This window comes from Cytobacillus oceanisediminis 2691 (assembly GCF_000294775.2).
GTDB lineage: Bacteria > Bacillota > Bacilli > Bacillales > Cytobacillaceae > Cytobacillus > Cytobacillus pseudoceanisediminis.
The window spans coordinates 3,777,600-3,791,328 of sequence record NZ_CP015506.1; the positions used below are offsets into that span (position 1 = coordinate 3,777,600).

Genomic DNA, 13,729 nt, shown 5'->3' on the forward strand with positions numbered 1-13,729 from the left:
CAAAGATATAAATTCAGATATTATAAATGCGCAGAGCGCCATGTCCACTTTATTTCATTCATTAACAATTATAAGACTTTAACGATTTTACTACAGTTGGAAAATGGAGACAAGGAAATTCGCTGCAGCAAGCAAATTCAGGTCTTTTGCGGGAAGAGAAATTTGACTCTATTCTCCTGTCGGTCCCAGGTTAATTTAGCTGAAAATGTTTTATCCTTTCCTTTGCTTGTAAAACCTTCAACTAAGTCTGTTTCCCCATCCTTCAGTAGCTGTTTGATCAGTTTCTGAGTCATCGTCTTGCCCATAATGCTTTTGGAAATAGTGAAAGTGCATTTTGTTTTATTATAATTGGAGCAGCCATAAAAGCTCCCCTTATCAACAGCTTTACCATCACACAGCATGCATTTGCCCAGATTGACTGCTCTTTTTTGCTTGAATTTCCCGGGCGTGAACCCCTCTTTATCTTCCTCAGAGAATGTCCACTTTCCCGCATGTTCAATGGAGGCGGAAATCAAATGGCCAACCATTTTATTGGTTTGCTCCATGAATTGTTTGGGGGATGCCTGACCATCCGAAATATCCTTCAGCCGCTGTTCCCATTTGGCTGTCATTTCTGGAGAAGCCAGTATTTCTGTGCCTATTGCTTCTATCAGGATTTTTGCTTTTGAGTTTGCATATACAAGATTCTTCTTTATATCAATGTATTTGCGCTCCTTCAGCATTGTGATGATTCCCGCCCTTGTAGCTTCCGTTCCAAGGCCTTCCGTCTTCATCAGGACCTTCTCAAGTTCCTTATCTTCGATTTGCTTCCCGGCCGTTTTCATCAGTGTAATCAGCTGGCCTTCCGTATACCTTTTTGGCGGCTGGGTTTTGCTTTCTTTTACATCCGCCTTTAACACTGTACCTTGATCACCCGCCTGCAATAAAGGCAGAATCGGTTCCTTTTCCTTCTCCTGCTGCGGAATCACTTTTCTCCAGCCTTCTTCAAGCTGTACTTTTCCCTTGGATAAAAACAAAGCTCTTCCATCTGCAAGGGTTTTAATAGTTGTATATTCTGTTACAGCTTTTCCATAATGTGCAGCTATTAAGCTCCTAACGATCAGGTCATAGAGAATTTTTTCATCCGAAGATAATCTTACCAGGTCGGGCACTTGTTCGGTCGGAATAATAGCATAGTGATCAGTTACCTTTTTATCATTCACATACCGTTTATTCTGCAAAATCGAGCTTGAAGGCAAAGGGAAAAATTCCTTATACTCATCTTTTGTTTCCATTTTCCTGAGGATCTCCGGAAACATTTCCGCTTCTCCTTCTGTTACATGCCTGGAATCTGAGCGAGGATATGAAACGATTCCTTTTTGATAAAGCTTCTGCAATACATCAAGTGTTTTTTTGGGCGGGAATTTGAACCTGCGGTTGGTTTCTGCCTGCAATGCAGAAAGGTTATAAAGCATCGGCGGCAGGAATTCTTTTTTTTCGGCCTGCACATCTTCTACCTGTGCATCTTTGTCCCTGCAGAATGCCGCAATCTTTTCGGCAAGCTCCTTCGTCTTAATTCTTGATTCCCCATCTTTTTCCCACTTGCCGGTATATTTTTTCCCGTTTACTTTAAACTGTGCATTTACTTCCCAGAAAGGTTCGGAAACAAAATTCTGGATTTCCTGTTCCCTTTTTACGATTAAAGCTAAAGTGGGAGTCTGAACCCTTCCTACTGAAAAAACATCCGAGAAGCCTTTCTGCTGCAGAAGAAGACTGTATAATCGTGAAGCATTCATGCCAACGATCCAGTCGGCACATGCTCTCGTATAGGCTTCATAATATAAGTTCCTTGTGTCACTTTCATCCAGCAGGGTAAGAAACCCTTCCTTTATGGCTTTAGGTGTCAAGGAAGAGATCCAGAGCCTTTTCATGGGCACTCTGGTACCGGTAAGCCTTAGAATATTCCGGATGATAAGCTCGCCTTCTCTCCCTGCATCACCAGCATGGATAATTTCTGTTAAGTTAGGATTAGAAGCAAGCTGTTTGATTATATTAAATTGTTTTGCTTTATCCTTTGTCACTTCATATTGAAATTGCTCCGGAATTATGGGCAATGTATCCAATGACCATTTTTTCCAATCCTTCTTGTATTTTTCAGGGGCAGACAGCTGGCATAGGTGGCCTATAGCCCAAGTAACATGAGCCCCATGGGGAAATATATCGTTCGGAAGAATCTCAATATATCCCTGGTGTTTCTTCATTTTAAAAATAGAAGCCAGCGTCATACCCTGATCGGGTTTTTCCGCGATTATCAATTTCATACTTTAGCTCCCTTTGCATTGTAGAACAAATTGTAGACATCTATTTTAATATTAACCTAAAAATTTAGCAAAGGGAGTTAAAATACCTATATAGTTATGAAATTTTTAAAACAATCTGTTCCGCTAAGCAAAACAAAAGAAGAATCCCCTGACAGGATTCTCCTCCGTTACTTATCTTTTTAGAATAAAGCTTGTTTGTGCAGGTACTTCAATTGTTTTTGACTGATATATCTTTAGGGTTTTTATCCCTGCCTGTTTTCCGTCTGCAAGCAAATGCCAAGGGCCCTTGCCTGGAAGTGTTATTTTGGCTGTTTCTGTATTTGCATTATGGATTACAACAATCTCTTTCGCTCTATCTTTTAGGCCTTTTGCATCCAGTCTATAAGCCACCGTATTATCTGGGGCATCAATAAATTCAAGCTTTGATTGAATATCCTCAGCTGATGTCATTCTAAACGATTTATAATGCTTTCTGAGCTTAATCAGACCTTTAAAATAGTCTACTTCCCCGCTGAAATCTGTTCGGCGGTCCCAGTCTAACTGATTTACACTGTCAGGGGATTTATAGCTGTTGTGATCCCCGTATTTTGTCCGCATGAATTCCTGGCCTGCATGAACAAAGCTGATTCCTTGGGATGTCAGTATAATGGAAGAAGCCAATTTATGCATTTTCTTTCTTGATTCCTCCGCTGCGTCTGGATTAGTCAGTTCAAGCTTATCCCAAAGAGTGTGGTTATCATGCGCCTCAGCATAGGTAACCGCCTGTTCAGGATCTTTGTATGTGGCCATAGTGCCCGGATATTCCAATCCTGCTGCAATTCCTTGCTGAACAAATTCTTCCATGCCTTGTTTGCCATTTACAAAACCTTTATCCAGTTCATCAAACACACTGCCTTTTAAACCATCCCGGATGCCATCGTTGAAATGGCCAATGCCAGGCATATCTTCGGCATTTTTCTGATTGGCCTTTCTTTCAGCTGCCAGTGGTGTGTTTAAATCCCATCCCTCCCCAATGATAATGATAGTAGGATCAATTTTATCCAATGCCTTTCTTACTTTATTCATTGTCTCAGTATCATGAATGCCCATCAGATCGAAGCGGAATCCATCAAGATTATATTCCTCAGCCCAATATGCAACAGAGTCGACGATAAATTTCTGCATCATTTTTCTTTCCGAAGCTGTATCATTGCCGACTCCTGTGCCATTGGCAAGTGTTCCATCTTCGTTATAGCGGAAATAGTAGCCTGGAACAAGCTTATGGAAACTGGATTCATTTACTGCAAATACATGATTATACACAACATCCATTACAACCCGCAGCTGCTCTTTATGGTATTCCTGAATCATTGTCTTCAATTCTGTAATTCTTGCAGCTGGATCATAAGGATCAGTAGAATACGAGCCTTCCGGCACATTGTAGTTTTTAGGATCATAGCCCCAGTTATATTGTGGTTCGTTCAGTTTTGTTTCATCAACTGTCCGGTAGTCATAAATCGGAAGGAACTGAACATGTGTGACTCCAAGATCTTTTATATGATGTAAACCTGTTTTTTCTCCTTTTGAATTTAAAGTGCTTTTCTCAGCAGCTCCAAGGAACTTCCCCTTATGCTTAATGCCGCTGTCCTCATGAATCGAAAGGTCCCGTATATGAACTTCATAAATGATGGAGTCCTCTGGATTCTTTAACTTCGGCTTCTGTTTATTCCACTTTTTAGGGTCGGTTGAATCCAGATCCATCACAACGCCCCTGTCGCCATTCACTGTTACAGCCCGGACATAGGGATCAGTCGCTTCTGTCCATTCCCCTCCGATTTTAACTTTATAATTGTAAATCAGCCCATTTTGATTACCTTTTAGAACAGTTGTCCAGGTTCCTTTTTCACCTCTATTAAGAGGCAGTTCTTCAGCAGTCTGATCATGCCAGCTGTCATAAAGCACTATCGATGCTTCACTTGCTGTAGGGGCCCAAAGCCTGAAGGAGGTTTGATTTTTCGCATACTGGTTTCCCAGCTTCCCATCATAATAGAAAGCATCATCAAATTCCTTTGATCTGACAATATCCCCAATCTTCACCTCTGCCTCTCCGAATGAAACTGCAGAAATTTTATATGATTGCCTGAAATCTAGTTTATCTTCTGTTATCACTCTTACTTTATTTGTAAAATCCTTTTCCTCGTCCCCGTCAAAAGGAACAACATCTTTAATATCAGCATTGTCAATTTCAATGATGGATTCCCAATCCCTCCACTGGAAAGGAAAATTAGTTTCAAGCGTAATCTGATTAAAAGTATCCATAGAAGCATTCACTATTTTTGGATCTTTTTCAATATAGGCTGGATTGTAATAAATTCTTTCTGTTCCCTGAACAATCCATATTTCTGCATTCCCATTTTCATCGAACTTTGTAATAAAGCGATCACTAAATTCCTTGCCTGCCCAGTCATTTCCTTCTATGCTCTTCCTGACTATAAATCCGGCCTTTGTCATACCTTCCGGATTTTCAAGCTCAAATTCAGCAACTTTCCCAAAATCATCTTCTGCTGCAAAATCAACTCTTTTGCCATCTTTGCCTTCTGGCCAAGTCCATAAATTCCAGCCTTCATAATTACCGTCATATCGAAAGTAGTGGAGTTTTACCTTCACCCTTCCAAATGCCGGAAAGTCTCTGTACTCACCATCAGGCGGTGATGTATATGTATGTTCATCGCCTGCTTTTACCCATACTTCATCATTGCCGCTCTGTACATTGATGAATCGGTCTCCCCCATCCTTCTCCCAGCTGTCAGTACGGACAATAAACCCAACTTCATCATGGATTCCAGGGAGTACAATCTCTGCAGTGAGTCCAAATTCATCTTCACCAGTGAATTCAAAAGCCTGACCTTCACCATCTTTAGGCCATACCCATAAATTCCAATCTTTCGTATTGCCCTCTGCAGGCTGATAATGGATAGTGACTGCAGTAGTCTGATCGAGCCCTTGTGTCGATTTTTCAGCTGATGCAATCGTTTGCATAAATGGGGATAAAAGATTGGATGCCGCCAATATTATAGCAGCGGCCAGAAAAATAAACTGTTTATACCCTCTCAACATAAGTCCTCCTTTGCAAATTGTTTAAAGTTTCCTGCAATTATATATTAATCCATGCAGGAAAGCGTTTGCATAAGGCGGAAGACCCTGTGATTTATTACCTAATAAATTTGCTTGCAATAAGAAAAGCGCAAGCGCCTTGCAGTAAGAACGCCATATCTCTCAAAAGCTGCCAATTTTGGTCGTGCGGTGTGTATACCGTCGAAGCCTTCCTTAACCTGTGGGCATCAAGCACACGACTAGCCTCTCGGAAAGGAGTTCTTTCCCTTTTTTCGAAGGCTGCCCTACATGTAGAGGCGACTGCACAGGGACGACAAGCATAAGACGAGCCCTGCAAGAAGTGTACTTTCCTTGGAAGGGATTGGCTAGTCTTTCGTCACTAGGAGCCGCAACTAGACAGCCTTGTGACCTCGAGGGGCAGGCGCTCCTCCTAAAAGCTAACACTTTTAGTCGTGCGATGATAAAGCTGTCGTTGCATTCCTTGTGGAGCTGGAAAGTTATTGACGATCAAAATTTTTTTCTATCAAAAAAATGGCTTTTGCCGATCATTCTTTAAGATAGCGCTTTATTGTCAGGTTTTTTTGGATGTACCATTTATTTTCTGTAACAATGTTTGCGACCGTCAAAATCATGGATGGAATTTTCTCAACATTAAATACAATGATGCCTAATTGGTCATTCATAATAAGAAATGACTCTCCATGTGAGTATAGAGGGAGATCCTTGCCAAGCTGCAGGATCGAGCTAATGATGGCCTGCTTCTCTTCTGCTTCTATTTGGATGTTGGGTGAAAACCTCAAGATCCAATCTTGATTCTCAATGGAAAACCGATACATTTTCCTCACCCTTTGCCAACAAGATAATTAATAATTAATATGAGAAAATCTCTAATTTATGTTATCAATTGACTAGTGAACATTGCATTTCACTCTCAAATAAACAAAAGTTGAAATATTTTAAATATTTTATTGTTTTTTGTAAAAAAGCGTTTTAATTCCTTGACGGAAAGTGCCCATTCATGTATATTATAATCATCATTTAACAGAATATATTTCCGTTATTAGATAAAAATATCTGCTCTATGTTTTGTTAGGTGGTAATATTCATCTAAGGCACAAGATGTGTCTTGACAGGCTTAGGAGGAAAAGTAAACATGCAAAACGGTAAAGTAAAATGGTTCAACAATGAAAAAGGTTTCGGTTTCATCGAAGTTGAAGGCGGAGACGATGTATTCGTTCACTTCACTGCTATCCAAGGTGAAGGTTTCAAATCTTTAGAAGAAGGCCAGGAAGTTTCTTTTGAAATCGTTGAAGGAAACCGCGGACCTCAAGCTGCAAACGTTGTAAAACTATAATTCAAATATAACGATAAAAAGGCTGGCACCTGCCAGCCTTTTATTTTTTTCCTGATTTATGAAAGCTTGCTGCCTATTGATTTAATTTTCTCACCTACAGTGCACTCTGTAATGCAAAATCGATGGGCATATCTGCGCCCTCTTTCCTCTTTATGATGCTTATGAAGGAAGCAGTCTTTGCAGTAACTGATTATCAGCTCCTCCACTTCATTAATAATTTCCTTCCTGCTCAAACGATTCACGCCTTCCTTATATCGGATTATATGATCTGCATTTTGCTGTTAATAAACTTCCCCTGCAGTGCCTGACCGGCCAATTTATCTGCTTCTTTATTTTCATTGCGCGGAATGGGTCTATATCTTGGCAGAATACCAAGCTTTTTAATCTTTTCTTCAATTCGGTCAAGCCAGCGGTTTAAATTTTCTTCATAACATGGCCATTCACCTTCAAGCTGTTTCAACACTACCTGTGAATCACCTTTGAATTCACAAGTCATATGATGAACGCCCATTTCTTCGAGCAGGTTGAGAGTGTAATAAATGGCCGCATATTCTGCTTCATTATTATTATCCATCTCATCAAATAGCTCATTTGCCCGCACACGGTACTTTTTTTTGCCCTGTTTAAAATATATTACTGCACCGAGCCCAGCCTGACAGGTTTCTTTATTAAATCCCCCATCAAAAAATACGGTAATATCGTGGGGATCCTCTTCCACTTCCATTAGAAGTTTTCTCATTTCCTTTGTGCTCCATGAAGTGCCAGCTTCATCATAGTAAATTATTTCTTTGCCCTTCCCTGATTTTTCAATATCTTCTCCAGCCTGCAAGGCCGATTCACCGTCAATCCAGTCTGAAGTAAATAATATATCCTCATTACCTTTAAGTTTATATTTCCATTCCAATTTATATTTCATTAAGGTCAGCCTTTCTGTACTTTATTAGCTGGTCATCATTATTAGAACTGTTTGCAATAGTTGAACTTATTATACTTTACTCAGTTTATTACTAACTGAGTATATTTCAAGGTATAATGGTCAATGACAATTTTATATCTCCTGCGGTTCGTAAACTCCCGCATTAACAAAACTAGGAGGAATATGATGTTTAACGAATGGTTTGGACTTCTCTTTGCAATTATTAATTTCACATTAGTATTGACTATGTACCGCGTGTTCGGAAAGACTGGTTTATTCGTGTGGATTGGCTTCTCTACTGTCATGGCCAATCTTCAAGTCGTAAAAACCATTGAAATGTTCGGCCTGACGGCTACTTTAGGAAACGCTATGTACGGTACCGCTTTTCTCGTTACGGATATCCTAAATGAAAAGTACGGAAAGGAAGAAGCAAAAAAAGCTGTATGGCTTGGTTTCTTTACTCTTCTGTCCATGACTCTCATCATGCAGATGGTTTTATTATTTAAACCGCATGAAACAGATTTTGCACAGGAGCCCCTCAGCACTCTTTTTTCGATTCTGCCGCGGATTGCTGCCGGAAGCCTCGCTGCCTATTTAGTCAGTCAATTTACGGATGTTTATATTTTTACCTATTTAAAAAAGAAATTTCCAAAGGATGGCCAATTTTGGATCAGGAATAATGGCAGCACAATGATCAGCCAGCTATTGGATACCCTTGTTTTTACAAGCATTGCTTTCCTCGGCGTATTTCCAATGGAGGAATGGATTCAAATATTCATCACCACTTATTTGCTGAAATTTATAGTAGCTATACTTGATACCCCGTTTGGCTATATTGCTAAACGTTTTCCAGTAAAAGATTAGGATGCCATTTTTGGTATCCTTTTCTGCTTTATCGCGGTCTGACGGGCAGTAGGCTCCCCCAATTAAAGACTCAGCGGTATCAATGGAGGATAACTGGGGGATCCAACTGCCCGTAAAGGCCCGATTGGTTCAACTAACAATCAGTGGGAGATAAAGCCCCCCACTTATTGAAGTTTCACTTTATCGCTTATTTTTATGATAAACTACACTTAGTTTACCCTATTATGCTGTTAAAATCAGGAGGCAGTTTAATTGATTGAAGTGTATATCGATGGAGCAAGTGCCGGAAACCCGGGTCCCAGCGGGGCAGGCATTTTCATTAAAAATAATGGCCAAGTTGAACGCTATTCCATTCCTTTAGGGAATATGGAAAATCACGAAGCCGAATACCGTGCATTTATTCATGCTCTGGAAATATGTATAGAAAAGGGATACAAAACAGTATCCTTTCGAACGGATTCACAGCTCGTTAACCGGGCCGTTGAAAAGGAATTCGTTAAAAATAAAAAATTTGCTCCCTTGCTTGAAAATGCTTTGGAGCTTACAAGGCAATTTGATTTGTTTTTTATGAAATGGGTGCCCAGCTCCGAAAACAAAGGAGCGGATGAATTAGCCAGAGCAGCCATTCGCAAAAATAGAACGAAAGGTCAATGAGATAATGAATAGATCGGTTATATTTGCAGATGTAAGCCTATTGCTCGTAGCCTTTGTGTGGGGAACTACCTTTGTGCTTGTACAAAACGCCATTGCTTTTCTTGAGCCATTTTCTTTTAATGGTGTACGCTTTTTCATGGCCGCTTTCTTGCTGGGAGGCTGGCTAGTTATTTTTGAAAGAGAACAGTTAAAGAAAATAAACAAAAAGCTTTTGATTTCTGGAATTATTATGGGCTTGTTTTTATTTATAGGCTATGCTTTCCAGACAATCGGACTGCTTTATACAACTTCCTCAAAAGCTGGCTTTATTACGGGGTTAAGTGTAGTAATGGTCCCAGTCTTTTCTTTTATGCTTTTAAAAATTAAGCCAGGGTTCAATGCTATTATAGGTGTATCAATTGCAACAGCGGGATTGTATTTGCTTACAATGACTGATAGAGTCTCGCTAAATATCGGTGATGCATATGTATTAATCTGTGCAGTTGGTTTTGCCCTTCATATTATATTCACAGGAAAATATAGCAGCAAATACCCGGCCCTGCTATTAACGGTTATTCAAGTAGGTACCGTGGCCTTGCTATCAGGCATTTTTGCGTTTTTTACAGAAAATTGGCAGCAGGCATTTGAAACTGGAGTATTATTTAAGACCAATGTGGTGACTGCTCTAATTGTAACTTCATTGTTTGCGACCGCGCTCGCATTTTTTGCACAGACGGCTTTTCAAAAATTCACAACCCCAACAAGAGTGGCCCTCATATTCGCCATGGAACCTGTGTTTGCTGCTGCTGCAGGATTTATGTGGGCGAATGAGAGACTTTCCTTTAGTGCCCTGACTGGCTGTCTGCTAATTTTTGCAGGTATGGTCTTTGCAGAAATTCCTGCTAAGAAAACATTATCCATCTTTAGGAGAAAAACTGCTTAATAAATAGAAAAAGGGCGTGTCCTCAAAAAACACGCCTTTTAAATGATTGATTTTTCTTTTACAAATTTTATTGCTTCACGCCTGCTGGTAATATTCTTTGAAACCAATGTTTCAAGCAATGATACGTAAAAACTGCCGTCAAATGATTTCTGAGCTTTTAATGTAAGTTCTATTGCTGCATTGGCAAGCTCATCAGAAGCATTGGTATAATTTTTGCCAAAGTAAATGAAGCCAATCGCGTCTTCCCGAAATTGAAATCCTTTACTTTGCAAAAAGTGCAAATACTCTTCAACTGTCTTCATTTCACTTACCCTCTTCCCCTGCTCCCTCCTGCGTTCTCCTAAATCTTACCTGATTTTTCGACAATTATCTACCTTTTTTCTGCATGAAGCAGGGGAGTTGTAAGCTCAATTATTTCTTCTTAGTTAGAAGGTAGCCAAGTGTTCCGGTTAATACACCGAGGAGAGCTCCGCCCAATACTTCAGCAGGCTGGTGGCCGAGCATTTCCTTCAGCTTCTTTGGACCTTCCTCTTCAAACTTAACTGTCTCATCTTTGTGAATTTTATCAACCAGCTCACCAAGACTATTTACCTTTAAGGTAAGCTCACCGGTTTGGCGCCTGATTCCCTGGGCATCATACATAACAATCAGGCCATAAACCAGTGATAAAGCAAAGTCGACCGTCGGAACTCCGCGCTTTAAAGCTATAAAAGTGGTTAAAGAAGAAACACCAGCCGAATGAGAACTCGGCATGCCCCCTGTCTGGAAAAACAAATCAGGACGAAGTTCTCCCTTTTTCACATAATGGATGGGGATTTTTAGGCCCTGTGCCAGCCCTATACTTAAAAGAGCGATATAAACTCCCTTGTTTAACAATTCACCTCTTCTTTATTGTGAAGTATGCAGACTTTTATTATTCCTCCTTCAAATGCTAAATAGGCCTGTAATTATGGAATAATTAAACCCAAAACAGAAGAAGAACTCACCGCATCAGTTGCTAAATTGTACCCTCGATGGACATGATTAAAACCCGAAGACTTTAACAATAATAAGGTTATCAATGGAGAAGTTGCTGACTGGGGAGGTGAATCACATGAGCAAAAATGGACATACAAACAGAGGAATAAAAGCACCTGGTGTAAACCCTCAAGGATACGGGCAGGATGCTGAATTTTCAGAGGAACCTAAAAGCAAACTGGAGAATGCAGCGAAAAAGAAGAATACTAAATAAATTGGATGCCGCCTTTGGCGGCATAAATGTTTGTTAGAGTAAAGCTGCATTTGGGGTCTGATGGAGATGTACACATTTTACTTCGGTTATATGTGCATGATCCTTGTGTGAGCGGTTACTGTCATTTTTGTGCGCGGGGTTTCTTCGTTTACGCGCGCTTGACCCTTGTGTGCGCGGGTCTCTCTCGTTTGTGCGACGCAGGCTTTCCTTTTCTGCACGGGTCACTCTCGTTGTGCGCGCAGACTTTCCTTTTGTGCGCGGGTTTGGCGAGGATGGGCGCGGCTTTTCTTCGGTTATGCGCCCTTGACCCTTGTGTGCGCGGGGCTCTCTCGTTTGTGCGCGCTGGCTTTCCTTTTGTGCGCGGGTTTGACGAGGATGGGCGCGGCTTTTCTTCGGTTATGCGCCCTTGACCCTTGTGTGTTCGGGCTCTCTCGTTTGTGCGCGCAGACTTTCCTTTTGTGCGCGGGTTTGACAAGGATGGGCGCGGCTTTTCTTCGGTTACGCGCGCTTGACCCTTGTGTGCGCGGGTCTCTCTCGTTTGTGCGCGCAGACTTTCCTTTTGTGCGCGGGTTTGACGAGGATGGGCGCGGCTTTTCTTCGGTTATGGCCATTGACCCTTGTGTGCGCGGGTCTCTCTCGTTTGTGCGCGCTGGTTTTCCTTTTGTGTGCGGGTTTCTTGCATTTATGCGCTCAGTTTTCTCTTTTACTTGGAGATGCGCAATCATGAAAAAAATTTAAAACCCCAGGCAGGAGCCTGGGGTCTCTATTATGCATATTCCTTTTTAAAATCAAGAAATCTATGAAGACCGCGGAATTCAATTTCAGTGAATTTCTCTATGACCTTTTCCCGGTTCATTGTGAATTGCGCCAGGTCTAGAGGGCATTCAACAGGTACATCGCATTTTATTTCGGCGAGCTGTCTGCTCAAGTGCAGCATTTCAAGATCCTGTTCGATCTTGGCACGCTGTCCTTTTGTGAGCTGTTCCAGGTTTTCTAATACACCTTCAATATGCTCAAATTGCTGCAGCAGCTTCAGAGCTGTTTTTTCGCCAATCCCTTTTACTCCGGGATAATTATCACTTGTATCTCCCATGAAGGCTTTCAAATCAATCATCTGCTTCGGTGTTATTCCCTTTTCTTCATAAAAGGTTTCTGTCGTATGCACCAGATAATTGCCGTAGCCTTTTTGCAGCAAAATGACAGAAATATTATCATCCAGAAGCTGAAGGATATCCTGGTCGCCAGTAAGGATCAGTACTTCCGCTTCCTGGCTTGCTTTTCTTGCAATGGTGCCAATGCAGTCATCAGCTTCATATCCTTCAAGGCCTATATTTGGAACATCAAAAGCTTCCACGACTTCTTTTACCAGATCGAATTGAGGCACAAGTTCAATTGGAGCTTCAGGACGGTTTGCTTTATAGGCATCAAACATTTCCGTACGGAAGGTTTTGCTTCCCATATCCCAGCAAACGGCCACATGAGTCGGGCTAAAGGAAGAAACAGCCGTTAAAAAGTGTTTAACAAATCCGTAAACTCCATTTGTAGGTATTCCTTTTGAATTTATCATAAATTGACCGGACATCGCTGTTGCAAAATATGCCCTGAACAGCAGAGCCATTCCATCAACCAGCAGCAGTGAAGGTTTTTTCTCGTTCATTTTTCCGCCTCCCGATTATAATCATAACAACTATTATATCATGGGAAACTCTCCGTTTCTCTTGAAAAGTTTTACAGCCCTATTCTGTTTCCCTTATTAGTTCAACTCCATGTTCTTCCAGTTCATAGTAAGTAGCGATTCGCGCATTTCGGACATTATTATTTAATGGATACGCATATGTAGTTCCATCTTTAAAGGTAAAGATTAATTCATCATCAGACATAACACCCATTTTGTTTATGACCGTTTGCCTGGCATGTTTGATTTCCGGCCAATTATAGTGCTTCTCCTTCAAACTGAATAATGTATTAAAATGGACACCATTCTTATCAATATAGTGGTAATAATCAAAACTGAGGATAACTGTAGCCAGTGAAAACAAAAAACCGGCTCCTGTAATAAATTTCGCAATCCTGCCAAATTTTTCAGCACTGTGCAGCCAAACCCCCGCTAGGATAAAAATCCCCATCGATGCCAAAGCTGTGCTAAATGTAACATAAGCGGCTTTAGGCGCTTCGAAAACCCAGGTCCCTTCAGGTCTGAAAAATTGTGCCTGAAATGGTGAAAGTAAAAATATAGGAATAAAAATTGCTGACAATATTAGAATAATTGCAGTCGTTACCAATATTTGTTTTGTTTCAGTTCTTTGTTTTTTTGTTATCGTGTAGCCCGAAGTATTCATTTAACCACTCCATTTTCAAAATCTATTAAACCTTTTAAATTATATAATAATTTTAA

At 40.7% G+C, this 13,729-nt stretch carries 14 protein-coding genes; 5 read left to right on the top strand and 9 right to left on the bottom strand.

Features of this window, described 5'->3' with window-relative positions:
- Window positions 1-137: 137 nt before the first annotated feature.
- From A361_RS18975 to A361_RS18990, 3 genes are all read right to left on the bottom strand, one after another.
- On the bottom strand, window positions 138-2,300 hold the full coding sequence (locus tag A361_RS18975; protein ID WP_019379736.1) for a DNA topoisomerase III: 2,163 nt from the start codon (window positions 2,298-2,300) through the stop codon (window positions 138-140).
- A 171-nt stretch (window positions 2,301-2,471) separates the two neighbouring features.
- Entirely contained in the window at window positions 2,472-5,396 is a 2,925-nt protein-coding gene (gene pulA, locus A361_RS18980) for a type I pullulanase (protein WP_335582799.1), read from the bottom strand.
- Between the two features lie 542 nt (window positions 5,397-5,938).
- Entirely contained in the window at window positions 5,939-6,229 is a 291-nt protein-coding gene (locus tag A361_RS18990; RefSeq protein WP_009332653.1) for a hypothetical protein, read from the bottom strand.
- 317 nt (window positions 6,230-6,546) lie between these two features.
- Between A361_RS18990 and cspD the strand changes: the two genes are divergently transcribed.
- Complete coding sequence (cspD, locus tag A361_RS18995) at window positions 6,547-6,747, top strand: cold-shock protein CspD (RefSeq protein WP_009332654.1); 201 nt, start codon at window positions 6,547-6,549, stop codon at window positions 6,745-6,747.
- A 56-nt stretch (window positions 6,748-6,803) separates the two neighbouring features.
- On the opposite strand, the gene A361_RS29505 is transcribed toward cspD, so the two are convergent.
- Window positions 6,804-6,980, bottom strand: coding sequence for a zinc-finger domain-containing protein (locus tag A361_RS29505; protein WP_009332655.1), 177 nt, complete (start codon window positions 6,978-6,980; stop codon window positions 6,804-6,806).
- Between the two features lie 26 nt (window positions 6,981-7,006).
- The gene (locus A361_RS19000; RefSeq protein WP_019379739.1) at window positions 7,007-7,663 is read right to left on the bottom strand and encodes a ribonuclease H family protein; all 657 of its coding nucleotides are present in this window, start codon (window positions 7,661-7,663) and stop codon (window positions 7,007-7,009) included.
- A 186-nt stretch (window positions 7,664-7,849) separates the two neighbouring features.
- Between A361_RS19000 and A361_RS19005 the strand changes: the two genes are divergently transcribed.
- The 3 genes from A361_RS19005 to A361_RS19015 all read left to right on the top strand — a co-directional run bounded on the left by A361_RS19005 (window position 7,850) and on the right by A361_RS19015 (window position 10,103).
- Window positions 7,850-8,527, top strand: a complete 678-nt coding sequence (locus tag A361_RS19005) for a queuosine precursor transporter (RefSeq protein WP_009332657.1) — start codon at window positions 7,850-7,852, stop codon at window positions 8,525-8,527.
- A gap of 252 nt (window positions 8,528-8,779) precedes the next feature.
- Entirely contained in the window at window positions 8,780-9,181 is a 402-nt protein-coding gene (locus tag A361_RS19010) for a reverse transcriptase-like protein (RefSeq protein ID WP_019379740.1), read from the top strand.
- Between the two features lie 4 nt (window positions 9,182-9,185).
- Window positions 9,186-10,103, top strand: coding sequence for a DMT family transporter (locus tag A361_RS19015; RefSeq protein ID WP_026041555.1), 918 nt, complete (start codon window positions 9,186-9,188; stop codon window positions 10,101-10,103).
- 38 nt (window positions 10,104-10,141) lie between these two features.
- On the opposite strand, the gene A361_RS19020 is transcribed toward A361_RS19015, so the two are convergent.
- Both A361_RS19020 and A361_RS19025 read right to left on the bottom strand, forming a co-directional pair.
- Window positions 10,142-10,405, bottom strand: a complete 264-nt coding sequence (locus A361_RS19020; RefSeq protein ID WP_009332660.1) for a DUF6123 family protein — start codon at window positions 10,403-10,405, stop codon at window positions 10,142-10,144.
- A 109-nt stretch (window positions 10,406-10,514) separates the two neighbouring features.
- Window positions 10,515-10,979 carry a divergent PAP2 family protein gene (locus A361_RS19025; RefSeq protein ID WP_019379742.1) on the bottom strand — a complete coding sequence of 155 codons (465 nt, stop codon included), beginning with the start codon at window positions 10,977-10,979 and terminating at the stop codon, window positions 10,515-10,517.
- 217 nt (window positions 10,980-11,196) lie between these two features.
- Here A361_RS19025 and sspL point away from each other — a divergent pair, with 217 nt between their 5' ends.
- Window positions 11,197-11,334, top strand: coding sequence for a small, acid-soluble spore protein L (gene sspL, locus A361_RS19030; protein ID WP_009332662.1), 138 nt, complete (start codon window positions 11,197-11,199; stop codon window positions 11,332-11,334).
- 766 nt (window positions 11,335-12,100) lie between these two features.
- Here the strand turns inward: sspL and A361_RS19040 are convergent.
- Both A361_RS19040 and A361_RS19045 read right to left on the bottom strand, forming a co-directional pair.
- Window positions 12,101-12,991, bottom strand: a complete 891-nt coding sequence (locus A361_RS19040) for a 5'-3' exonuclease (protein WP_009332663.1) — start codon at window positions 12,989-12,991, stop codon at window positions 12,101-12,103.
- A gap of 79 nt (window positions 12,992-13,070) precedes the next feature.
- Window positions 13,071-13,673: a hypothetical protein gene (locus A361_RS19045; protein ID WP_019379744.1), complete on the bottom strand. Its 603-nt coding sequence runs from the start codon at window positions 13,671-13,673 to the stop codon at window positions 13,071-13,073.
- Window positions 13,674-13,729 lie beyond the last annotated feature (56 nt).

Coding starts and splice junctions, on each gene's coding strand:
- A361_RS18975 (WP_019379736.1), bottom strand. CDS start 2,300: ATGAAATTGATAATCGCGGAAAAACCCGATCAGGGTATGACGCTGGCT.
- pulA (WP_335582799.1), bottom strand. CDS start 5,396: ATGTTGAGAGGGTATAAACAGTTTATTTTTCTGGCCGCTGCTATAATA.
- A361_RS18990 (WP_009332653.1), bottom strand. CDS start 6,229: ATGTATCGGTTTTCCATTGAGAATCAAGATTGGATCTTGAGGTTTTCA.
- cspD (WP_009332654.1), top strand. CDS start 6,547: ATGCAAAACGGTAAAGTAAAATGGTTCAACAATGAAAAAGGTTTCGGT.
- A361_RS19000 (WP_019379739.1), bottom strand. CDS start 7,663: ATGAAATATAAATTGGAATGGAAATATAAACTTAAAGGTAATGAGGAT.
- A361_RS19005 (WP_009332657.1), top strand. CDS start 7,850: ATGTTTAACGAATGGTTTGGACTTCTCTTTGCAATTATTAATTTCACA.
- A361_RS19015 (WP_026041555.1), top strand. CDS start 9,186: ATGAATAGATCGGTTATATTTGCAGATGTAAGCCTATTGCTCGTAGCC.
- A361_RS19020 (WP_009332660.1), bottom strand. CDS start 10,405: ATGAAGACAGTTGAAGAGTATTTGCACTTTTTGCAAAGTAAAGGATTT.
- sspL (WP_009332662.1), top strand. CDS start 11,197: ATGAGCAAAAATGGACATACAAACAGAGGAATAAAAGCACCTGGTGTA.
- A361_RS19040 (WP_009332663.1), bottom strand. CDS start 12,991: ATGAACGAGAAAAAACCTTCACTGCTGCTGGTTGATGGAATGGCTCTG.
- A361_RS19045 (WP_019379744.1), bottom strand. CDS start 13,673: ATGAATACTTCGGGCTACACGATAACAAAAAAACAAAGAACTGAAACA.